General features: G+C 44.5%; 21 protein-coding genes. 8 read left to right on the top strand and 13 right to left on the bottom strand.

Annotated features, from left to right (window positions below; translation table 11 throughout):
• Positions 1–29: 29 nt before the first annotated feature.
• From CWO27_RS01160 to pepT, 3 genes are all read right to left on the bottom strand, one after another.
• Positions 30–872 (bottom strand): mechanosensitive ion channel family protein, encoded by an 843-nt coding sequence (locus CWO27_RS01160; protein WP_048662339.1) that lies wholly within the window; start codon positions 870–872, stop codon positions 30–32.
• A gap of 136 nt (positions 873–1,008) precedes the next feature.
• The gene (locus tag CWO27_RS01155; protein WP_107898399.1) at positions 1,009–1,476 is read right to left on the bottom strand and encodes a DM13 domain-containing protein; all 468 of its coding nucleotides are present in this window, start codon (positions 1,474–1,476) and stop codon (positions 1,009–1,011) included.
• Positions 1,477–1,552: 76 nt separating this feature from the next.
• A complete protein-coding gene (pepT, locus tag CWO27_RS01150; protein ID WP_107898398.1) occupies positions 1,553–2,785 on the bottom strand; it encodes a peptidase T in 1,233 nt (410 codons plus the stop codon).
• Between the two features lie 354 nt (positions 2,786–3,139).
• Here pepT and CWO27_RS23510 point away from each other — a divergent pair, with 354 nt between their 5' ends.
• The 3 genes from CWO27_RS23510 to CWO27_RS01140 all read left to right on the top strand — a co-directional run bounded on the left by CWO27_RS23510 (position 3,140) and on the right by CWO27_RS01140 (position 5,598).
• Entirely contained in the window at positions 3,140–3,283 is a 144-nt protein-coding gene (locus CWO27_RS23510) for a hypothetical protein (RefSeq protein WP_162884312.1), read from the top strand.
• Between the two features lie 343 nt (positions 3,284–3,626).
• Positions 3,627–4,679: an aldo/keto reductase gene (locus tag CWO27_RS01145; RefSeq protein WP_107898397.1), complete on the top strand. Its 1,053-nt coding sequence runs from the start codon at positions 3,627–3,629 to the stop codon at positions 4,677–4,679.
• Between the two features lie 184 nt (positions 4,680–4,863).
• On the top strand, positions 4,864–5,598 hold the full coding sequence (locus CWO27_RS01140) for an RNA methyltransferase (protein WP_017631333.1): 735 nt from the start codon (positions 4,864–4,866) through the stop codon (positions 5,596–5,598).
• Between the two features lie 97 nt (positions 5,599–5,695).
• On the opposite strand, the gene fdxA is transcribed toward CWO27_RS01140, so the two are convergent.
• Positions 5,696–6,019, bottom strand: a complete 324-nt coding sequence (fdxA, locus tag CWO27_RS01135; protein WP_010431058.1) for a ferredoxin FdxA — start codon at positions 6,017–6,019, stop codon at positions 5,696–5,698.
• A gap of 254 nt (positions 6,020–6,273) precedes the next feature.
• Here fdxA and CWO27_RS01130 point away from each other — a divergent pair, with 254 nt between their 5' ends.
• From CWO27_RS01130 to CWO27_RS01115, 4 genes are all read left to right on the top strand, one after another.
• Positions 6,274–7,905, top strand: a complete 1,632-nt coding sequence (locus CWO27_RS01130) for an NAD(P)/FAD-dependent oxidoreductase (RefSeq protein ID WP_102433104.1) — start codon at positions 6,274–6,276, stop codon at positions 7,903–7,905.
• A gap of 193 nt (positions 7,906–8,098) precedes the next feature.
• A complete protein-coding gene (locus CWO27_RS01125; RefSeq protein WP_048661141.1) occupies positions 8,099–9,304 on the top strand; it encodes a DEAD/DEAH box helicase in 1,206 nt (401 codons plus the stop codon).
• 111 nt (positions 9,305–9,415) lie between these two features.
• On the top strand, positions 9,416–9,820 hold the full coding sequence (locus tag CWO27_RS01120) for a PPC domain-containing DNA-binding protein (protein ID WP_055319356.1): 405 nt from the start codon (positions 9,416–9,418) through the stop codon (positions 9,818–9,820).
• A 66-nt stretch (positions 9,821–9,886) separates the two neighbouring features.
• Entirely contained in the window at positions 9,887–10,510 is a 624-nt protein-coding gene (locus CWO27_RS01115) for a 3'-5' exonuclease (RefSeq protein ID WP_102433103.1), read from the top strand.
• Between the two features lie 85 nt (positions 10,511–10,595).
• Here the strand turns inward: CWO27_RS01115 and CWO27_RS01110 are convergent, their stop codons facing one another.
• Complete coding sequence (locus CWO27_RS01110; RefSeq protein ID WP_102433102.1) at positions 10,596–11,432, bottom strand: DUF6279 family lipoprotein; 837 nt, start codon at positions 11,430–11,432, stop codon at positions 10,596–10,598.
• A 283-nt stretch (positions 11,433–11,715) separates the two neighbouring features.
• On the opposite strand from CWO27_RS01110, the gene CWO27_RS01105 reads away from it, so the two are divergent.
• Positions 11,716–11,889, top strand: a complete 174-nt coding sequence (locus tag CWO27_RS01105; RefSeq protein ID WP_055319358.1) for a hypothetical protein — start codon at positions 11,716–11,718, stop codon at positions 11,887–11,889.
• 140 nt (positions 11,890–12,029) lie between these two features.
• On the opposite strand, the gene dbpA is transcribed toward CWO27_RS01105, so the two are convergent.
• From dbpA to CWO27_RS01065, 8 genes are all read right to left on the bottom strand, one after another.
• Positions 12,030–13,409, bottom strand: a complete 1,380-nt coding sequence (gene dbpA / locus CWO27_RS01100; RefSeq protein ID WP_017064348.1) for an ATP-dependent RNA helicase DbpA — start codon at positions 13,407–13,409, stop codon at positions 12,030–12,032.
• A 148-nt stretch (positions 13,410–13,557) separates the two neighbouring features.
• Positions 13,558–14,466: an aldo/keto reductase gene (locus tag CWO27_RS01095; RefSeq protein ID WP_107898396.1), complete on the bottom strand. Its 909-nt coding sequence runs from the start codon at positions 14,464–14,466 to the stop codon at positions 13,558–13,560.
• Between the two features lie 217 nt (positions 14,467–14,683).
• Positions 14,684–15,271: a hypothetical protein gene (locus CWO27_RS01090; protein ID WP_107898395.1), complete on the bottom strand. Its 588-nt coding sequence runs from the start codon at positions 15,269–15,271 to the stop codon at positions 14,684–14,686.
• 211 nt (positions 15,272–15,482) lie between these two features.
• Entirely contained in the window at positions 15,483–16,427 is a 945-nt protein-coding gene (locus CWO27_RS01085; protein ID WP_107898394.1) for a PstS family phosphate ABC transporter substrate-binding protein, read from the bottom strand.
• Positions 16,427–17,065 carry an OmpA family protein gene (locus CWO27_RS01080; RefSeq protein WP_107898393.1) on the bottom strand — a complete coding sequence of 213 codons (639 nt, stop codon included), beginning with the start codon at positions 17,063–17,065 and terminating at the stop codon, positions 16,427–16,429. Before CWO27_RS01080 ends, CWO27_RS01085 begins: the two co-directional genes overlap by 1 nt.
• On the bottom strand, positions 17,065–18,378 hold the full coding sequence (locus tag CWO27_RS01075; protein ID WP_107898392.1) for a TolC family outer membrane protein: 1,314 nt from the start codon (positions 18,376–18,378) through the stop codon (positions 17,065–17,067). Before CWO27_RS01075 ends, CWO27_RS01080 begins: the two co-directional genes overlap by 1 nt.
• 34 nt (positions 18,379–18,412) lie before the next feature.
• Positions 18,413–19,738 (bottom strand): HlyD family type I secretion periplasmic adaptor subunit, encoded by a 1,326-nt coding sequence (locus tag CWO27_RS01070; RefSeq protein ID WP_107898391.1) that lies wholly within the window; start codon positions 19,736–19,738, stop codon positions 18,413–18,415.
• The gene (locus tag CWO27_RS01065) at positions 19,731–21,890 is read right to left on the bottom strand and encodes a type I secretion system permease/ATPase (RefSeq protein ID WP_107898390.1); all 2,160 of its coding nucleotides are present in this window, start codon (positions 21,888–21,890) and stop codon (positions 19,731–19,733) included. Before CWO27_RS01065 ends, CWO27_RS01070 begins: the two co-directional genes overlap by 8 nt.
• Positions 21,891–21,917: the final 27 nt, after the last annotated feature.

Below are 21,917 nucleotides of genomic sequence, written 5' to 3'. Positions count from 1 at the left end.
TTTTGTTTAGGACTCAACGGACTGCAGAATTAAGTGCTGGCAGGAAACGCTTCAGCGTATGCTTCCATAAAGTCTTTGCGAATGTCTTGCTCTAAATGAATCGCTTTTTCGGTCGGGCAAAAAATCATAAAATGTACTTCTTGCTCACCCGTCGAACTGCTCGTGATATGGATGTGAGGCTCAGAACCCGGTAAGTCAACGCCAGCGTGCTTTTCGATCACGCCGTTGTAACGGCGGGCAACATCGATAAACTCTTCGCAATGCTCTTCAATTTTTACAATAAGACTCGGAACCATAGGGTATAGGTTTACAAAGTCTTTCACCGTCACAAAAAAGTTATGATAAACATAGCGCTTCATGAAGTTTAGGTTCTTTACCGGATAAGTGAAGAACATGCTGTTGGGCAGCGTGGCAGTCTTGCCAGTGAAGTGATACTGCCCATGATACAAATCGATTTCTTGTATCACAGTCGCCATCAAATTGTGCTCAATCACCTCACCGCTGATTTTACCCACCTCAATCCAGTCACCAATTCTAAATGAGCGAGAACTCGCACGTTGAATAGAACCAGTGAAACACAAAATGATCTCTTTAGACGCAACGACGATAGCAACAGCAATAGCCGTAACTGACAGTGCAAATTCGCTGATTTCGGATTTCCACAACACAAATAACGTCACAACAATAATCGCAAACGTGCCGTTTTTGGTTCGTGACATCCAGTTACGTTGGTCTTCGCTAAGGAAAGCAACATCACCTCTTATTTGAGACAAGGTGATTCGGCGAATGATTAAGATAATAGTGATAATCAACGCACTAAAAATAAACTTATGAGCGAGTAGAAAATCAATTACTTGCCACAACTTTTCCATTACTTATTCCTTAGCATTACAACAGTTAGCTTTACAACGGTTAGCTTTACAAGAAAGCCGCTAATATCAGTGCTATGAAAAAGCGCTCAACTCCTGAGCGCTCGTGTTCATTCTGATATTAACCTAGCTAAGGCTATCATTTTATCTTGGCAGAAGTAATAAATTGACCAAAAGTTTCACACCAAATCACAACGGTATTAAATCGATTAAGATCAGTGCCTTCGGGAAGAGCAACCATAAAACGGTCGAATGTTTTCACATCTCCGACTCTCAGTAACTCGTTCTTGCTGTCATTGAAAGCTTGCTCGGTTTCAATAAACTTAGGCGAGAGGTAAACCTTGTAATCAGGTCCCGGCGCCAACTCACCTTCAAAAGCTATCGCACTTTCAGACACAGAAACGATGCCCTCGCCCCAATGTAAGAAATCACTGTCTTGGCGATCTTTACTGAATTCGCCGGTATAAATAGCCTGTTGTGAGATGGCTTCAACTGAACTCGACGATGGAGCATCAGGCTCAATCAAAATAGGCAGAGCATAAACACCAAGCCCAAAACCAACAGCACCCACGGCTAGGTGGGTGCAAAGTAAAACTAACTTTTTCATCGCGTACTCCCTTATGCTTAAAGAGAGTATTATTGAATACTCTCAAAAATACAAAGAGATATAACGCTCTGATGTTCTATTTTTGGTAATGCGTCGCTGTACGTTGAGACAATTCGACAATCACTTTTACCGCTTGCTCCATGCCTTGAATGGTAATGAACTCATGAATACCGTGGAAGTTGTAGCCACCAGTAAAGATATTCGGACATGGTAGCCCCATGAACGATAGGCGAGCACCATCTGTACCACCTCGGATCGGTTTGATCATCGGCTCCACATCGCACTCGATCATCGCTTGCTTAGCCAACTCAATAATGTGCTGATGAGGTTCAACCATCTCTTTCATGTTGAAATAGCTATCGGTTAGCACCAACTCAACACGGCCTTTCTCAAGACGCTCATTTAGCTCATCCACTTTTTGTTGCATGAATGCCTTACGCGCTTCTACGCCTTCGCGCTCAAAGTCGCGAATGATGTAGCCAAGCTCAGAGCGAGCGACACCCATTTCCGCTGACTTCAAGTGGTAGAAACCTTCATAGCCTTCAGTGCATTCCGGCGTTTCTTGTGATGGCATCATCAATTGGAACTGCGCAGCAACGTTCATCGAGTTCACCATCTTACCTTTTGCGGTACCTGGGTGAACGTTCACGCCGTGACAGATAACATCAGCACTCGTGGCATTGAAGTTCTCAAACTCCAGCTCACCAACAGGTCCACCATCAATGGTGTACGCCCATTCGGCGCCAAACTTTTCTACATTAAATAAATCCGCACCACGGCCGATCTCTTCGTCTGGCGTGAAACCAATGCAAATATCACCGTGTTTAATTTCAGGATTTGCTTTTAGGTAAGCAATAGCACTGATGATTTCAGCAATGCCCGCTTTGTTGTCGGCACCAAGTAGAGTAGTACCATCGGTTGTAATAAGGTCATGACCATGAAGAGCATCAAGATCTGGGTATTGGCTTGGGTTTAAGCTCTCACCACTTGTGCCTAATTCTATCGTTCCGCCTTGGTAATCTCTAATCACCTGTGGTTTCACGTTCGCACCTGATGCGTCAGGAGCGGTATCCATGTGCGCGACAAACCCAATCGCAGGTACTGAATAATCGACGTTCGACGGCAGTTTCGCCATCAAATAGCCATTTTGATCTAAAGAGACATCAACTAGCTCTAATGCGATCAATTCTGATTTTAAGACTTCTGCAAAGGTGATTTGACCCGGTGAACTTGGGCACTGTGGGTTAGAAGGGTCGGATTTAGTATCGAAAGTAACGTAATTCAGAAAACGTTCTACAAGCTTTTCCATAATTCATCTCACCATGGATTAAGTAATTGATTTACTGACTTAATAGTTAGGGCGCATTGATAAGTAATTTGTTATTAGAAAAATACGTACGCAGAGTCAGTAGCGAGGTTTTTCATCTTACGCCCCTGACCATCTATGTATTTGCTCTAAATCATTGTTGTGTGAAATTAGATAGGCTTCCTATACTTGAAAACAGAGGGTTTCGTCAGTTCCAATATTGCATACGGATGATAAGCGGTCGCTTTGTACGCATTCTACGCCCTTCGCTCTCAGCCTAAAAAAAGTACAAAGTGGATGATGATCACAGTTTATCCTTGATGCAGAATCTGTCATACGTTACACGGAGATATAGTTATGACGATTAATAAATATTTCATTTTCTATCCTCAAGCCTCTGAGGAAACACTTCAGCCAGTATTAACTGAGAAAGAAGTTCAAAGGCAGGAAGCTCTAAAGCAGGCGCAGACCCAAGGTGGGTTCGATACAAACGCAGCCTAGTAACTGAATGGATCTCTAGTACCATTAAGACCCCTATAAAAACGCTCTACTCACTATCCGGTAGAGCTTTTTTATTTCTAATGCAGTACTCATTATTCGGCGTTCGAATGCGCTAAAACTGTCGTTACATTACCTTTTCCACTAATCCCTTCTTGCATACCATTTTCACAACTAATGCTTGCTGATCACAGCGCTGAGAAATGACTCATTAAAGTACCTCAAGCCATACCTTGTCTTACCATTTTGTGCTAATAATTCATATTCGTTTTCATTCCTCACTCGCCCTCTTTTCAAAACTATAATGCGAGTACCAGAGAACCCAACAACAGGAATCCTGAATTCAATGGAATATTCAAAGTTAGGAAGTAGTCAAATTCCCGTTTCCCGAATCTGTCTTGGTAGTATGACTTGGGGGCTGCAAAATACTCAACAACAAGCCGACCAACAGATCGAATACGCATTAAGCCAAGGTATTAACTTTATTGATACGGCAGAAATGTACGCAGTGCCGCCTTCTCCTGATACCTATGGCAAAACCGAAGCGATTATCGGTAACTGGTTGTCACGCAATCCACAGCGTCGCCAAGAGTTGATCATTGCCAGTAAGATTGCTGGTCCTGGATTGCCTTGGGTTCGTAACGGTGGCCCTATCACAGGTGAAGCGGTGATCGCCGCTGTTGATGCATCACTAAAGCGCTTGCAAACGGATTACATCGATCTGTACCAACTTCACTGGCCAAATCGCACAACACCTCACTTCGGTAAACATTTCCCTAATCAGATTCGTTTTAGCGACATCGACCGACAACAGCATGAAGCTGAAATGTTGGAGATCTTACAAGCGCTGGCAAGCTGTATTAAAGCCGGCAAAATCCGCCACGTTGGTCTATCCGATGACAGCACTTGGGGCATTAACACTTACCTCAAGTTAGCCGAGAAGCATGACTTGCCGCGTATGGTCTCTATCCAAAATGAATTCAGCCTGCTACACACGAAAGACTGGCCATATTTGATTGAAAACTGCGTGCATGAAGACGTCGCTTACTTACCGTGGTCACCTTTGGCGGCCGGTATGCTTAGTGGCAAATACATTGATGGCGCAAGGCCGGAAGGCAGCCGTTGGACTTACATGCAGCGCAAAGGCATTTTCCGTGATACTGAATTGGCTAATGAAGCAGTTAAAGGCTACGTAGAAGTGGCAAACGCTCATGGATTCACGCCGAGTCAGCTCGCCTTAGCATGGTGTAACCAAGTGGATGGCGTTACCTCAACCATTATTGGTGCAACCACCATGGAACAGCTCAAAGAGAACATAGCAGCGTTCAGCAAGCCGCTTTCTGAAGAGATTCTGACTGATATCAACACCGTCTTTAAGCGCTATCCTGTACCGTATTAAGCAGTAGGCTAAGCTTATCAGGTTCTGTTGAGCTTAAGTTGATCCTATAAGAGCGCACTATTTAGTGCGCTTTTGTTTTTTAAGTGGGTCGCTTTTGCTTTTATATGGATCGCATTAGCTTATCGCACTTTTGGTTATCTAACCTTTGCTCTATAATGCGCGGGCTTATATCTAGGATAAAAACATGATTTCAAAAAACCAATTAAAACTCCTTCGTGCTTTGGGCCAAAAGAAACAACGTAAAGCCCACGGCCTCTTTCTAGTTCAAGGTGAAAAGAACGTTCTTGAGCTATTCAATAGTGACTTAGTCGTGAAGAACGTCTTTGCTACTGCTGATTTCTTATCTGAAAATCACGCATCACTGATTGAGTTTGATTGTGTTGAAGCCTCGCTAGACGATCTAACCAAAGCGAGTACTTTGGTCAGTAACAATGCGGCAATTGCCGTGGTTGAGATTCCAAAGGTTGAATTACCGGAAGCGACAGGTTTGATGATCGCGCTTGATGGCGTATCTGACCCGGGCAACCTAGGTACGATCATTCGCGTAGCAGACTGGTATGGTATCAAGCATATTGTCGCGAGCAGCGATTGCGCAGACCCATACAACCCTAAAACGATCAGCGCGACTATGGGTAGCTTTGGCCGAGTACACGTAAGCCAAACGGACTTACCTGCTTACTTAGAGCAAGCGAACCTGCCGGTTTACGGCGCGTTTTTAGAAGGTGAAAGTGTTCATAAGACTGATTTCACTGCCAACGGCATTTTGCTGATGGGTAGCGAGTCTCACGGTATCCGTGAACATGCGGCTAAATTCGTGACAGACAAGATTACGATTCCAGCATTCGGTGGCGCAGAATCTTTAAACGTGGCGATGGCGACAGGTATCATCCTCGATAACATGCGTCGTCAGCATAGCTAGATCTCATAAGCTAGCAATCCAGTCGACAGCGTTCAAATATTAAAAAAGGCGTATTGATTAAATCAGTACGCCTTTTTATTTGAGTTCTTTTTAGCAATTACTTTTCTAGCATTGCCAACTTGTCAGCAACACCATTCCACTTTTCAGCGTCATCCATTGGTGCTTTTACTTCCGTTTGCACAGGCCAAATCTCAGCGAGCTCTGCGTTCACTTCAATGAAGATCTTTTGGTCTTCTGGTAACTCATCTTCTTGGAAGATCGCTTGAGCATCACATTCAGGTACACACAAGCCACAATCAATACATTCGATTGGGTTGATTACCATGAAATTTGGGCCTTCATGGAACGCATCTGCGGGGCACACGGCCACACAGTCTGTGTATTTACATTGAATACAATTATCGCCTACGACAAATGCCATGATGCTCTGCTCTATAAGTTAGTCAAAATTGAAGAATGGGGATAATACTCATCCCAAAGCAAAATTCAACATCATACGGCTCTAATATCGTGTCTATTTGCTCCATGTTTCCAAATTAGTATGACAGATAAATCAATTTCTCGTAAAATGCGCGCCATTGTGAGCTTATCGTTTCTTTGAGCATCAGCGTTTTCATCAAACTCTGTACTAATAAACGATCTAGCTAAGACACCTATAAAAAACGAGACATCGAAATGATACGTTTAACCGAAATTAAACTCCCACTAGACCATGAAGAGTCTGCTATTCAAGACGCTATTGAAGCGAAACTTAGTATTAACTCTGATCAGGTACTCTCTTTTAATATCTTTAAACGTGGCTACGATGCTCGTAAGAAATCAAAGATCTTACTTATCTACACGCTTGATGTTCTCGTTGAAAACGAAGCTGAGTTGTTAGAACAATTCATCAGCGACCCGCACGTAAAAGTGACTCCTGATATGGAGTACAAGTTTGTTGCTAAAGCGGTTGAGAACCAAACTGAGCGCCCTGTGGTTATCGGTTTTGGCCCTTGTGGTCTGTTCGCTGGCCTAGTACTTGCTCAAATGGGCTTCAACCCAATCATTGTTGAGCGTGGTAAAGAAGTTCGTGAACGTACGAAAGATACCTTTGGTTTCTGGCGTAAGCGCACTCTAAACACTGAATCAAACGTGCAGTTTGGTGAAGGCGGCGCAGGTACCTTCTCTGACGGTAAGCTATACAGCCAAGTGAAAGATCCAAAACACTACGGCCGTAAAGTAATCGAAGAGTTCGTTGCAGCTGGCGCACCAGAAGAAATTCTATACGTAAGCAAGCCGCACATCGGTACCTTCAAACTGGTTACCATGATCGAAAAGATGCGTGCTTCTATCATTGAACTAGGTGGCGAAATCCGCTTCAGCACTCGTGTAGACGACGTTCACATGGAAGACGGTCAAATCACTGGCCTAACGCTTTCTAACGGTGAAGAGATCAAATCTCGTCACGTGGTATTGGCTGTTGGCCACAGTGCTCGTGACACGTTTGAAATGCTGTACGATCGTGGCGTTTACATGGAAGCGAAGCCTTTCTCTGTTGGTTTCCGTATCGAACACAAGCAATCGATGATCGATGAAGCTCGTTTCGGTAAGAACGCAGGCAACCCAATCCTAGGTGCTGCGGACTACAAACTCGTTCACCACTGTAAGAATGGCCGCACTGTGTACAGCTTCTGTATGTGCCCAGGTGGCACTGTAGTAGCTGCAACATCTGAAGAAGGTCGCGTAGTAACTAACGGCATGAGCCAATACTCTCGTGCAGAACGTAACGCAAACAGCGCAATCGTTGTAGGTATCGACCCAGAACGTGATTACCCAGGTGATGCACTGGCTGGTATCCGTTTACAGCGAGAACTAGAAAGCGGTGCTTATGTTCTTGGTGGCGAAAACTACGATGCACCAGCACAGAAAATCGGTGACTTCCTGAAAGGTCGCGATCCAAGTGCAATCGGTGAAGTACAACCGTCTTTCACGCCGGGTATCCACCTAACAGACATTTCAAAAGCGCTGCCTGATTTTGCTATCGAAGCGATTCGTGAAGCAATCCCAGCGTTCGAGAAGAAGATCAAAGGTTTCTCTACGCCAGACGGCCTACTAACCGGTGTTGAGACTCGTACCTCTTCTCCTGTATGCATCAAACGTGGCAAAGACTTCCAAAGCATCAACTTAAAGGGCTTCTTCCCTGCAGGTGAAGGTGCGGGCTACGCAGGCGGTATCCTTTCTGCTGGTATTGATGGGATTAAGGCTGCAGAAGCGCTAGCACTATCAATGGTAGAGCTGAACCAAGCTGAGAAGATTGAGATCGCTTAAGCATTTTCAATAAAGCAAAGCTAGATCGCAATCAACCAAAACTAAAATCCAGTGTCTTGTCGACACTGGATTTTTTATTGCATGTGACTAGCAGTACACAAGCAACATGGTAGAATGCCGCCATTAATCTTATCCTTGTATAAGATTGTTAAACCTTTCCATCGCTATTTAGCCAAATCATACCGAGAAACTTATGCCATTTTCCAAGCTTGGATTAAGCTCACCTATTGTTAAAGCCGTTGCAAAACAAGGCTATGAAAAGCCAACCTCTATTCAAGAAAAAGCAATTCCGATTGTACTTTCTGGTAAGAACCTTATTGCGGCAGCACAAACGGGTACAGGTAAAACTGCGAGCTTTGTTCTCCCTATCTTAGAAATGCTAAGCAAAGGTGAAACGCAGCGTAAAAAACGTATTCGCGCCGTGATTCTTACACCGACTCGTGAGCTGGCTGTTCAGGTTGAACAGAACATCACTAAGTACGCTAAGTTCCTAAACCTAACTTCATTAGCGATGTACGGTGGCGTGTCTTACCAACATCAAAAAGATCGTCTGATTGAAGGTGTTGATATTCTGGTTGCAACTCCAGGTCGTTTGATCGACATGTACGGACAACGTGCCGTTCACTTTGATGAAGTTGAAGTATTGGTTCTTGATGAAGCAGACCGCATGCTAGACATGGGTTTCATTGAAGACATCAACAAGATCATTGCGCGTTTACCACAAGACATCCAAAACCTACTGTTCTCGGCAACGCTTTCAACGCCAGTTCGTGCGCTAGCGAAAAGTGCTATCAGTGAAGCGGAAGAGATTTCAATTGCGAAAACTGACGCGTCTAAAGCGAACATTGAGCAATGGTTGGTAACGGTAGATAAAGACCGTAAGTCAGCACTATTGAGCCACATGATTACCGAAGGTAATTGGGATCAAGCGCTTATCTTTATCGAAACTAAACATGGCGCGGCTAAGTTAGTGGCTCAACTTGAAAAGCGTGGCATTCAGGCAGAAGCTTTCCACAGTGGACGCAGCCAAGCGATCCGTGAAAAGATCTTGGCTGACTTCAAGAAAGGTCGTCTAAAGTACTTGGTAGCGACTGGCGTTGCTGCTCGTGGTATCGATATCGACAACCTAAGCCGCGTGGTAAACTACGACATGCCTTTCCCTGCTGATGACTATGTTCACCGTATTGGTCGTACAGGCCGTGCTGATGCGTCTGGCGAAGCGATCTCTTTCCTATCGAAAGATAACTTCAAGAACCTGTGCATTATTGAAAAGCGTCTCGGTCACTTGATTGAACGTCGCGTTGTTGAAGGTTTCGAACCACGCAAAGAAGTACCAATTTCAGTATTGAACTTCGTTCCTAAGAAGAAAAGAGAACAGCAAGAGAAAGAAGGCAAGTAACTATCAAAGCTTAACTAGCAGCGATAACGTGTTAGCCGGCGTATTACTTAAACGAAGCCCTCTGTGGCTTCGTTTTGTTCTTTGATACACAGATAAAACAGAGGTATTGAGATGATTACTCCTATCGCAACGAGATTAACCCGAGGCCAAGACCTAAAGCTTGAGATCCAGAGGCTAGTGACAGCACACAATATCTCCGCGGGCTCTATTGCGTCTTGTGTAGGATGTGTTTCTCAACTCAATATTCGCTTAGCTAATGCCAACAACACCAAGCTAGTTCAAGCTCCGTTCGAAATCGTATCTGTGATGGCAACGTTAACGCCTAACCATCAGCACGTTCATATATCCGTTGCTGATGAGAATGGCGATGTGATTGGCGGGCATCTGCTGGAGGGAACGATTATCGCCACCACCGCTGAATTGATTGTTCACCGTTACGATACTTTGACCTTCCACAGAGAGCATGATGATTCGACGGGTTACACTGAGCTCACTATCAGCAGCAATAATCAATAACTTATTAATAGCAGCACCAAACGCCTCATATAAAACGATACCACCCAATAGCAATTAGGAAACACGATGGCTACACACTCCGCAGACTCCGTTATCGTTCTCGATTTCGAAACCACAGGCTTATCACCAAATATGGGTGACCGAGCGATTGAAATCGGTGCGGTGAAACTCGTTAATGGCGAAGTCGTCGACACCTTCCAACAACTCATGAACCCAGGGTTTCGTGTCAGTGGATTCATTGAAGGCTATACCGGAATCAGTAACCGCATGTTAAGCACAGCGGCCAGTTGCAGTGAAGTGATGGATGAATTTGCAGACTTCATTCAAGACAGCCAACTTGTCGCTCACAATGCCTCATTTGATAAACGCTTTCTTGATGCAGAGTTAGATAACATTGGTCGTGATTACAATGGACAATTTGCCTGCTCAATGCTGATTGCTCGCCGCCTAATCCAAGACGCACCGACTCATAAGCTAGGCGACCTTGTGCGTTTCAAGAATATCGACAACGACGGCACCTTCCACAGAGCGTTAGCCGATTCAGAAATGACAGCTAGACTGTGGTTATTGATGATTGATGAGCTGCAAAGCGACCACGGTATTCAGCAACCAAGCTTTCAACTGATGCAAAAAATATCGAAGACAGCGAAAGGCTCTATTCCAAAGTTGCTGATGAGTAATCGAGGTTAAAATCCTTACCATACGATAATATTTGAAAGGCTGATTGGTTTAACACAATCAGCCTTTTTAGTTATTAACGAAGCTTACTCGTGCCCTACTCCTGCAGTGTCACTAGCGTTGACTTGAGACTGTCTAATTCATTCAGGAAATAAGACCATTGCTTATCACTACTGATTGCGGCGATATCCACCAAAAATTTGGCTGATGTCTGCATATTCTTATTAAGCTCAGATTCCAATTCGTCTGGATAATAAGCTTCGTTATTCATAAGCAAGTTCATAATAATTGGCTGAGCGATATGTAGATCACTCTTCTTTTCCATCAGTGTTGTGAGATCTTGGTAGGTATTATTTTGATATTGGCGCCAGTTATCGTTGGTATTTACCCACTCTTGAGACCAAGTATAAATAATCTGCTTTTGTTGTTTCGACACCGATCCTAGCCATCGCTCTAGTCTCTCTTCTATGCGATTTCGATATCGCTCTCTGGAGTCTTCGTCATTCAACGACAATCTTTCTTCGTAATAGTGTTGCTGTTTTTCTCTAAAGTTTTTTAAGAACTCGCTATCTTGCTTAGGGCTAAGTTGCATACTTAACGCGTAAACATCGGGTGCAAACTTATTAACGATCGCACGAATATGATTCTTAATTTGCTCACTTTGGTCGACGATAAACGCAGAATTCATATCGGCACGAGCAATACTTTGAATCGCTTCTAATTGAGAAATATACTGAGGAAGTTGAGTTTCTTTATGCCAAGCTTGCAATGAGTCTAAACGGGCTTCTAACTCGGACTCTTGGTTATTGGATAACGAAACAAAGTCCTCGATATAGCTGACCGCAAACCAACTGATATTGTTATAGGCGAATTTCGTCCCACACCCAGCAAATAGAAAGCACACCAATGTCACTAACCAACGGCATTTTCTCATTTCACCCTCTCACAACCCTTTACTGATCAGCGAACCTGTAAACAGATTTATCAGATTCACCCTTGATCTTATAACATTAGCTATAAAAGCAGCTGATCGTAAAAACTTTCAGATAAATTGAGACTTCACCTTGCTAAACCGTCTATTTAGGCAAATGATTAAACTAAAAATAATTAACGGCAGTGATATAACTTGATTTTTATTACTCATTTGACCTAATACGAACTCTATAAAAGAAACGGGGTAGCGTGTTTTCAAATGATTGATATTTGGGAGGCAAGCTATGGCCGCTATTCCTGAGCACCCAAGCGATTTAGAATATGAGCTTTGTTATTTTGACGATGGTTCAATAACCACAATTACGATATTCGTTCACAATCGACAGGAAGCGATGAATTGGTATATTAACGAAGGAAAACATATCAACGATCTTTATTCGATAAGACCCGATGAATAATGCTTTGATATAGAGGACTAGGTCGATAAACCTAAACAAAGAAACTTGAGTGGCATTTTGTGGAACACCCTTTACTGCAATGTCATTAGTTAGCAATATCATTAATTAGACATATCGCAGCAAAGGGGTTCAATCTCGAATTACTTCAAGATTCGGGCGCGGAATTGACGACCCTTCATTTTACCTGATTCGATCTTGTTCAGTGCTTTCTTAGCTACAGAGCGTTCTACAGCAACGTAAGCGCGCATTGCGAACAAGTTGATCTTACCTACTGATTTACCATCAATACCACCTTGACCAGTCAATGCACCAAGAATATCACCTGCACGAAGCTTAGCTTTCTTACCGCCATCAATCTGAATGGTTACCATGTTTGAGTAGTACGGCTTAGCAATGGGTTTTGCTGGAAGCTCAGATGGCTCAATCGGCATATCCATGTACTCATCAATTTGAGCAACACGGTACATCTCTTTCTCACTAAAGAAGCTGATAGCAACGCCCTTGCTTCCTGCACGGCCAGTACGACCAATGCGGTGTACGTGAACTTCAGGGTCACGAGACAATTCAAAGTTGAATACAGCATCTAGGTTATCAACATCAAGACCACGAGCCGCAACGTCTGTCGCCACTAGAATCGAGATGGTTTTATTTGAGAACTGAACCAAAGCTTGGTCACGTTCACGCTGTTCCATGTCGCCATGAAGTTCGATAACACTGAAACCACGGTGGCTTAGCTCATCGTTTACGTTCTGCACTTCTTTCTTAGTGTTACAGAACACAACCGCAGATTCCGGTTGGTGATGAAGTAGCAGCAACTCTAGAGCATCATCACGAGCTTCAGAACCTTCTAGCTTGTAGAAGTGTTGCTGGATGCTTGAGTGGTCATGCGTTGACTCAACCTTCACCATTTCTGGGTTGCGCATAATGCGGTCTGCAACAGATTTGATCTGTTTAGGGAAAGTTGCACTGAATAGCAGAGTTTGGCGTTCTTTTGGCGCCGCTTCAATCACTGCGTCCAAAGCGTCTTGAAAACCCATCTCTAGCATGCGATCCGCTTCATCTAACACAAGTGTGTTCAGCTCAGACAGGTCAATACGGCCTTTCTCTAGGTGGTCAAGAATACGACCAGGAGTGCCCACAAGAATGTGTGCGCCATGCTCTAATGAACCAATCTGTGGGCCCATTGGCATACCGCCACATAGTGTCAGCACTTTAATATTGTGAATACCACGAGCAAGAGTACGGATCTCTTTTGCTACTTGGTCTGCAAGCTCACGAGTCGGACATAACACTAAAGACTGAACACGGAAACGCTTAACGCGTAGGTTCTGCAGCACGCCTAAACCAAAAGCAGCTGTTTTACCTGAACCCGTTTTACCCTGACCGATAACGTCCTTGCCATTTAGGATAGTAGGAAGACTTAACGCTTGGATCGGCGTCATTTCAGTATAACCAAGAGAATCTAACGTATTTAGAAGCTCTGGTTTAAGGGCGATTGAAGAGAATTTTGAAGTGCTCAATGGAAATATCCAACTGGTGAAAAACAGAGTGCATTATGAGTGTTTTTGAAAATTATTCCACCTTAATCACAGTTTTGCAGAAATAGGTTAGGCGAACACAAAAAAGCCAGCTTTCTTAGCTGGCTTTCGCTTCTATATGAATTGCTTTCTATGGCACACCGTGACCTTTAGATGCAACCCATACGCGGTACCACTGCTCGCGAGTCAGTTCAATTTTCAGTGCATCAACAGCTGTCTCAACGCGCTCAATCTTACCAGAGCCAATAATGGCAATTGGGTTAGACGGTAAACGGCGTACCCATGCGTAGATCACTTGATCAATGCTGTCGGCACCCACTTCTTTGCGAATCGCTTCTAGCTCATCACGAACACGAATCGCTTGCGCTGAATCGCCACTGAAGATGCTACCGCCACCAAGACAAGACCACGCCATTGGGCGAATGCGGTTCATCTGCAGTTGATCTAGCGTGCCGTCATGGGCAACTTCGAAGTTCAGTGGATTGATTTCAACTTGGTTGGTGACGAGTGGCTTGCCTAATCGAGATTGCAGCAAGTCGAATTGACGTGGTGAGAAGTTAGAGACGCCGAAGTGCTTAACTTTACCGACTTTGTGTAATTCTGCGAACGCTTCTGCCACTTCATCCGCATCCATCAGTACATCTGGACGGTGAATAAGCAATACATCCAGTTCGGCTACACCTAAACGCTCTAGTGAGTTATTTACTGATTGGTAAATGTGGTGTGCACTGGTGTCATAGTGATTGATCTTACGATCAGGAGTGTGGTCACCACACAAGTTGATATCGCACTTGGTGACGATTTGAATATCATCACGAAGGCTTGGCTCGAGTGCTAATGCTTCACCAAACAACTTTTCACATTGGTAGTTACCGTAAATATCCGCGTGATCAACAGTTGTGATGCCAAGATCAATGTGCTGCTTAAGGAAAGTCAGGCGTTGTTGCGGGGTCATGCCCCATTCAGCTGTACGCCAGTATCCTTGCACCAACTCAGAAAGTTCTGGGCCTTGTGGCGCTGTCGTTACTCTTGCAACCATGGGTTGTCTCCTTTATCAATACTGAACGTATCCTAAGCTCGTTTTACCTAAGGCTCAACGTATAACAAATGGCAAAAGTAAACGCTTGCCAAAAATGTGAGAGCCACAGAAAAACGAACACTTAAATGAATAATAACTTGCTGTCTGCCCGTGAACCGTTATTCCAAAAGGCTTGTTTACTCTAATGAATTACGAAAGCATCTATAAATTTGAGCAATTAAAAGCGATTTAGTTCAACCGTTAAGTTATCACCATCACTCTGTAACTGAACCCAAGGAGAAGACGAACTAGCAGATGATGAGTTAGGAACGTTCCATAAACTCACTTGATCAGATGAATGGTGTGGTGCATTAATAAATTCTACGAGCTGCTTATCTACCTCATCAAAACCAACGCCCTCACGTTTTGCGTGTTCGAGTTGAGCGACGACATCGAACTCATCTTCCCCAATACGCATTGAACTCAGAGCAAAGCCATCTTGACGAAGGTAAGCCTGAAGCTTGGTATAACTTAAGTTCGAATATGGCAAGGTTAAGCGAACCACTTCAATGCTTGATTCACCTAGCTCCAATTCAACATAAACATCCAGATCGTAATATTTGGTTTGGTCACTGCACAGCAGAGTACCTTCTACATCACCACAATCCATAAGATCGACATCGTTGATATAGTTTTGAGAACTTGGTTGATCTGAACTTGTGTTGAATACCGTTCGCAGCCACCAGCTTTCGGTTGCTTGCGTAGAAAATGCAATGGCATTCAAAACCAATAAAAAAGGTAGGATTAAGACAGGAAGAGTTCTCATTAATTGTGCTTATCTCGTGCGGCATGAAGCGTTCATTATACGTGACCAATCAACAAACAAACGCCTGACCGACAAATTTTAGGCGAAAAAAAACGGGCATACATGCCCGCTAGATAAATTCTATCGCCGAATAACGTAATCCGTCACGTTGAGAACCATTACGGGACTAACAGTACTATCCCGACGATTTACATACAACACATTATACTAATTATTTATAGCCACCTTCTATTACAGGCTCTTCAAGCGATAGTCTTACTTTATTACGTTGAATGGCTTCTGGCGGCAAACTGATGAAGCCGTATTGGTTCAACACGCTTTGATGCTCTTCCGACAAAGTTAGTCCAACAAAGAACTTCTCTTGCTCAGTAAACCCTTTACGATGCGCTGGAATATTCAGGTACATGTAATAAACCGTCGCTAATGGGTAACGACCAGAGAGGATCGTCTCTTTGTTTAAGTCGTAGTTCACCCCAAGATTATCAACCACACTCAGCCATTTCACATCCGAGATTTGATCTGAGTAGACGGTGTAACCAATCGCGGCATCTTCGTCTTCAATCTTGTTAATCAGATCAGGTAAATCCGCTAAGAACTGAGTATGGGCATATTCTCCCTCCGTTCCACACTCGACCCAACTTGAAAAGGTGGTATGCCCCTTCAGGTTATGGTCGATAGCGAAAGGCAACATGTGGGTATCTAGGCTTTCACCATTACGGATATCACTGCTTGGTGACCATTTGGGATGTTTAGGGTCGTTAGAGCAACCAAACACATCGATAAGTTCAGCGACACTGATGGATGTTGCTGGGTTATTCTCATTCGCTAGAATCGCAATCACGTCGGCGGTAAACATCAGTTCTGTCGGTCTATAGCCGTAGCGCATGTCGAACCTAGCCATCTCTTTGTCAGTCCACTTTTTGGACGTAATACCAACACGTGAGCGTTGCATGATCATCTGCTCTGGTACGCTGTCACTCAACAAGATCTCTAGGTCAATCTCTTGGCTCTTGAGTAAGTCTTCAACAAGACCCTGCATATTCGGCTCAATCGTGACCAAACCAATTTCACTGGCATCATTCGCAAACGTCGATGCCGAGAACAACATAGGTACAGCAGCAAGCAGTAAGCCCGGTTTATTAGATAGACGTTTCATTACTGGCCTCCTACTGGATCAATCGATGTCTTGGATTCAACATCGCTGTTACTGTCGAGCTGCATCTCTGAGGTGAAGATATTCCAAGATGGATTCACTTCCATGCTTTCTGTTTTTAACACTGCAATGGTCCTGCGCTTACGCTTATGAAGATGCTGAGTTAAGCTGGTTATCTGAGTAAATTCTTGTTCGAAAATTCGCTCACCATCGATGCCTCTGTCGATCAGTGCATCTCGAATCACGCCAGTCCTTTTCTTCGCCAGTACCTTGTTATAAGTGTTTGTACCTTCTGAACTGGTATCGCCAACTAAAGTCACCGATGCATCTGGCTGTTCACCCAGTAAACGAACAAGTTCATTGAGTACCGCAGTATGTTCAGGTTTAAGTTCATACTTATCGAAATCAAATGCCACGCTTAACACTTCAACATCTTCGACGATTTTCCAATTGGCACAGCCTTTAATGTCTACCGTCACGCCTTCTGGAGTATCAGCACAAAGATCGCGTTGGTTAATCACCCCATCACGGTCATCATCCGCTAGATCATCAATTTGATGGCGAGTCATTGTCGTATCGGGCGTTTCAGCACAACCCATTAGCAAGATAGAACTAAGTAGCGCTAGTTTAAAATATCTCATTACTTGTTCTCCCCTTGCCACTCTTCTGGGTGTTCAACCCTTAATGCGTAGGTCAACATGCCCATCGCGTTCAGTACGCGGTATGCTGCTAACGTTTGATCATATTCTGTGCTGATGAAGTTTCGTCGAGCCAAGAACACTTCCACTTTTGCGTCCAGCACATCCAATAGGCTTCGTCTGCCTACATTAAATTGTTGGATGTAACCCAGTTCTGCAATTTTGGCCGCGTCCACATTCTGTTGAAGTAGAGACTTTTGTTGTTCAAGCATCTTGTAGGCATTCCAAGCAAGCTGGGTGCCCTCTTTTACTTCACGCTCGGTTCTAACACGAATTGCTCTTGCCTCTTCGACACGCCACGCTGACGATTCAACACGAGAGTCGGTAGAGAAACCGTTAAACAGATCGTAATCCATCGTCAGCATGATTCTGGCGTCTTCATCAACACCACCCGGTGGGTTAGACACGTTGTCATTTTTGTTGGCATGAAGTTCCAGTTTTACCTCTGGATAGTAATCGCCTTTTTCTCTACGCATCTCTTTACGAGCGGCGTCGATATCAAGCAAGGAGGCTTTGATTTCTGGATGATTCTCGACAGCTTGTTCAAGTGCGACCTGTGCTGAGCTTGGTAATAGTGCGTAATCAAAACGGGGATAAACCAAGTTCACCGCAGGCTTGCCCACTAAACGTAGGTACTGAGTTTGCAAATCAAACAGGTTGTTCTGAGCTGCTATCAATGAAGATTGCGCCGTCGCAACACGAGCAGATATTTGAGCCAGATCCGAGTTACTACTCAGGCCTTTGCTCTTTTTGTCTTGGATGTCTTGATAGATTTCTTGGTGCTCTTTTACATTACGCTTGGACAGCTCAAGCAGCGTCTCTGCTTTTAGAATATCGAGGTAGTTTCTCACCACATCTAAAGAAACATTTTCAGCACGTGAAATCAGGGTTAAACGTTCAGCCTCGGCTTCGAACGTGAGTCGGTCAACATTCGCCGTTGTTTTAAAACCATCGAATAGTAACTGGGAAACTTTAACGCCGATTTCCGTTCGCGTTAGACCACGGTCATCGGTGTCGAGTTTGCTACCACTGTTATAACGCGTCTCTTCATAACCTGCCGCTGCGTACAAATTGACTTGCGGCATATACAAACCGCCTGCAGCATCACCGTCTCTTATCACCGATTGGTATCGGGAGTACTGCGCCAAGATCTCTGGGCTATAGTCTATGGCAAAGGCCACGGACTCTTCCAATGAGGCTGCTTGAGACAGCCCGCTCATCAGTAAGCAAGAAGAGAGTAAGAATTTTGAATGCATTACACTTCCTTTTATATTTATGCTTTAACCCACTTCATCGCTCGCGAAGTGAGTTTTCCTTAGCTCGTAAAATAGGTTTTAACCAATAACTCAATACTGTTTTTTCGCCGGTCAAGATATCAACCGCGACTTGCATCCCTGGGATAATGCTAAAGGCAGAGTTTTGTTGCTGGTCTTCGTTTAACTGAATATGGGCTCGGTAATAGGCGTTGCCATCTTCTGTTTGCAAGGCATCGGCACTGACATAAGTGACCTCGCCTTTAAGCCCGCCATAAATGACAAAATCATAAGCAGTGAATTTAATCGTGGCGCCCAAACCTTTATGCACAAAGGCAATATCCTGTGGCGAGATTCTGGCTTCAACAATCAACTGGCTGTTCGACGGAATCAGCTCAATAATCGGCTCACCTGGTCTCACCACACCGCCAATGGTGCGAACAAATATCTCTTTCACCGTGCCATCAACAGGCGCTAAGATTTCCGTGCGTTTCAGCTGGTCGGCAATCGCTTGTTGGCTTTCATTCAATTGCGCGATTTTACTGGCCACCTCATTTAATTGACCTTGTACCTTGGCACGAAAATCGAGTGCGATGCTGCGATGGTCAGCTATCGATTCTGAGTAAGCGGCTATCTGTTTTTGAGCCGCTACTTTTGAGCTGGCTATATCACCCTTTAGCTTCACCACATCGCGGTTCAATTTCAGCAGTTCAACCTCAGCAACCGCACCGCTCGCGACCACGTCTTTGAGCATGTTGCGCTCACGAATAACGATATCGAGACTACTTTCTAAGGTCTGGATATTATTTAGCGTATCGACACGCGCTTGGTCTTGTTGCTCGATGCGAAGTGCTGCCTCTTCGAGTTCCGATTTCAACTGTCCTAAACGCTCTCGATAGTTCGCTTTTGCATTCATTAACGCCGGATGACTTGATACATCAACAGCAATATCTTGTGGCACCAAGACCACTCGCTCATACCACTCTTTCGCGTCGTTATTTAAAACAACAGTCGACAGTTCAGCCTTCAATCTTAATTGTTGAGCCAGTAAGGTATCCGCTTGTTGAGCCGACTCTAAAAAAGCCGCTTTAAAACGCGTGTCTTCCAGCTTTGCCAGAGGCTGACCTTTCACGACAGATTGACCTTGTCGCACCATGATCTCTTGAACTAAACCGCCCTCTAGGCTCTGAATGGTTTGAACAGAAAGACTAGGTACAACTTTGCCTTCACCGATCACGACCTCTTCTAATGTTGCCCATGTCGCCCAACCGATAATCGAGACAATGAGTAGAGCACTTAGCCAAATCAGCTTACGAGAACGGAATGCCAAGTGATTGTTGGTCCACTGAATATCATTACTCATGACGACCTCCCTTCACCACTGAAACCGTCTTAAAACGACTGGTCCCTTTGGGTGCACTTTTCTTCTGTAGAGAGAGGATATCTTTTGGCTCACCCTCAGCCACGATCTGACCTTTGTCCAAAACAATCACTCGATCACACATCATCAAGAACGAAGATTTGTGCGAACTGATTAACATCGAAGTTTCTCTCGGCATGCTTTGCAATGCATTGAAGAACTGTATTTCAGCTTGGTTATCTAACGCGCTGGTTGGTTCGTCCATGATCAAAAGTTTTGGACAACGATAAAGCGCCCTTGCGATAGCCACAGCTTGGCGTTGGCCTCCTGAAAGCAATCGGCCACCTTCACCAACTGGCGTTTCTAAGCCATTGCTTAAGCGCCCCATATAGCCATTCAAACCCGACTGTTGTAGCGCTTGTCTTAGCTTCTCTTCATCAACGTTAGTCGCACCAAGCGTGACGTTGTCGTAAACACTGCCAAAGATAAGATTAGTGGTTTGCCCTACCCAGCCCATGCCACTGCGCAAGACACTGGTTGGCCATAATTGCCCATCGATTTCTTGATAGAAAGCTTGACCTGTTGTGGGTAAATACTGACGAGCAACAATCGATAGTAGGGTTGTTTTGCCCGCACCTGCTGCACCAACAAGGCCAACTCGTTCACCTAGTTTTATCTCAAGAGAGATTTCCTTTAACGCTGGGCTTTGAGTTTCTGGATAGGTAAATGTGACTTCATCCAACCTAACCCCGCCATCAAAGTCGCCCTTATCGATCACTTGGTGCTTAGACTCTTCCTGAGGTAGCTCCATGATCTGATTTAGGCCTTCAACAGCCGATCGTGTTTGTTGGAATCTCAGCATTAAAAGAGAAAGTTGATTCACCGAGCTTGCAGCGCGTCCACTCAACATCACGACAGCAATTAACCCACCCATACTTAGCAAGCCCTCTGAGATTTGATACACACCGAAGATGATCAGAGTAATGGTGACAATCTGCTGACTGGATTGAATAGAGTGCGTCACGATATTTGAGTAATGACGAGATTGAGTCTGCCATTGAGAAAGCGATGAAATAGTCTGCTCCCAACGCTTTTGAGTAATACCTTCCGCGTTGTTTTGTTTGATGTCCGGAAGGGTCGTTAAACAATCAAACAGCTGCGCTTGTCTTTGTGTTGATAAACGCGCGGTTTCATCGAATGTTTTCTCGACTTTGCCTTTCATCGCTATGCTCAACACAATCAGCACCAACATGATGGCAACTGGGATGAACATCATCGCCCCACCGAGCCAACCGATAAGGAACAGGAACAACAAGGTGAACGGTAAGTCGACTAACGTGACCAAAGAGATGGAAGTGAAGAAGTCTTTCACGCTGTCGAAGTCTTGAAGCTGTCTGGCAAATGCACCTACCGATTGAGGTCGATTTTCCAACTTCATACCGAGTACTTTAGAGAACAGTTGAGAAGACAACTTGTTGTCTATATAGCGCCCCGCCATATCAGTCACAGAGCTTCGTGAGCTTCTCAATACCCAATCAAAAACAACAACAATACCCACACCGGCGGCCAGTACCCAAAGAGTGTTGAACGCTTGGTTTGGTACCACACGGTCGTATACGTTCATGGTAAAGAGCGGAACGACTAGCGCCAATACGTTAATCAAGAACGAAGCGATAAACAGGTCTCGGTACCAAGGTTTCACTTCTTTGACGACACGCCATAACCAACGAGTGTTGGATTTACTGTCACTGCGTTCATGGGATTGTACACGAGCATCATCAAGCGCTTGAGCACCCACTTGCCACACATACGGTTCCACTTGAGTAACCAAATCTTTTAAGAGGGTTTGTTGGCTTGAATTGGTTCCGCAATCCAATACATGAAAGTCAACACCGGAACTTTGGGTGACGACAAGAGGCATCCCTGTCGCAGAATTAACGGCAACAACCGGAAACTGACATTGAGTCAGCAACTCTTTTTTTACATGACTCAGAGTCAAGCCTGATTTCTCAATCGCTCTTGGGAAAAGGGACTCATTGAGCCTTCCTTCGACTAAAGGTAGGCCAGACACTATTTTGGAAGGATGGCTTCGAACATTAAAATGCTCACATAACCACTCTACACAACCTAGCCAGCTGTCTTTTTGTTCTACCAATCTAAACTTCCTTTTATAGACCGTACA

The sequence above is a fragment of the Vibrio sp. 10N.286.51.C3 genome (assembly GCF_003050065.1).
Lineage (GTDB): Bacteria > Pseudomonadota > Gammaproteobacteria > Enterobacterales > Vibrionaceae > Vibrio > Vibrio crassostreae.
This window is presented reverse-complemented; position numbering and strand designations above follow the sequence as displayed.

Excerpts from the sequence above, each read along its gene's own strand:
- CWO27_RS01085 (WP_107898394.1), bottom strand. The coding sequence starts at position 16,427 with ATGAAACGTCTATCTAATAAACCGGGCTTACTGCTTGCTGCTGTACCT.
- fdxA (WP_010431058.1), bottom strand. The coding sequence starts at position 6,019 with ATGGCATTTGTCGTAGGCGATAATTGTATTCAATGTAAATACACAGAC.
- CWO27_RS01160 (WP_048662339.1), bottom strand. The coding sequence starts at position 872 with ATGGAAAAGTTGTGGCAAGTAATTGATTTTCTACTCGCTCATAAGTTT.
- CWO27_RS01115 (WP_102433103.1), top strand. The coding sequence starts at position 9,887 with ATGGCTACACACTCCGCAGACTCCGTTATCGTTCTCGATTTCGAAACC.
- CWO27_RS01075 (WP_107898392.1), bottom strand. The coding sequence starts at position 18,378 with ATGCATTCAAAATTCTTACTCTCTTCTTGCTTACTGATGAGCGGGCTG.
- CWO27_RS01095 (WP_107898396.1), bottom strand. The coding sequence starts at position 14,466 with ATGGTTGCAAGAGTAACGACAGCGCCACAAGGCCCAGAACTTTCTGAG.
- CWO27_RS01130 (WP_102433104.1), top strand. The coding sequence starts at position 6,274 with ATGATACGTTTAACCGAAATTAAACTCCCACTAGACCATGAAGAGTCT.
- CWO27_RS01155 (WP_107898399.1), bottom strand. The coding sequence starts at position 1,476 with ATGAAAAAGTTAGTTTTACTTTGCACCCACCTAGCCGTGGGTGCTGTT.
- CWO27_RS01090 (WP_107898395.1), bottom strand. The coding sequence starts at position 15,271 with ATGAGAACTCTTCCTGTCTTAATCCTACCTTTTTTATTGGTTTTGAAT.
- CWO27_RS01105 (WP_055319358.1), top strand. The coding sequence starts at position 11,716 with ATGGCCGCTATTCCTGAGCACCCAAGCGATTTAGAATATGAGCTTTGT.
- CWO27_RS01140 (WP_017631333.1), top strand. The coding sequence starts at position 4,864 with ATGATTTCAAAAAACCAATTAAAACTCCTTCGTGCTTTGGGCCAAAAG.
- pepT (WP_107898398.1), bottom strand. The coding sequence starts at position 2,785 with ATGGAAAAGCTTGTAGAACGTTTTCTGAATTACGTTACTTTCGATACT.
- CWO27_RS01125 (WP_048661141.1), top strand. The coding sequence starts at position 8,099 with ATGCCATTTTCCAAGCTTGGATTAAGCTCACCTATTGTTAAAGCCGTT.
- CWO27_RS01070 (WP_107898391.1), bottom strand. The coding sequence starts at position 19,738 with ATGAGTAATGATATTCAGTGGACCAACAATCACTTGGCATTCCGTTCT.
- CWO27_RS01145 (WP_107898397.1), top strand. The coding sequence starts at position 3,627 with ATGGAATATTCAAAGTTAGGAAGTAGTCAAATTCCCGTTTCCCGAATC.
- CWO27_RS23510 (WP_162884312.1), top strand. The coding sequence starts at position 3,140 with ATGACGATTAATAAATATTTCATTTTCTATCCTCAAGCCTCTGAGGAA.
- CWO27_RS01110 (WP_102433102.1), bottom strand. The coding sequence starts at position 11,432 with ATGAGAAAATGCCGTTGGTTAGTGACATTGGTGTGCTTTCTATTTGCT.
- CWO27_RS01080 (WP_107898393.1), bottom strand. The coding sequence starts at position 17,065 with ATGAGATATTTTAAACTAGCGCTACTTAGTTCTATCTTGCTAATGGGT.
- CWO27_RS01120 (WP_055319356.1), top strand. The coding sequence starts at position 9,416 with ATGATTACTCCTATCGCAACGAGATTAACCCGAGGCCAAGACCTAAAG.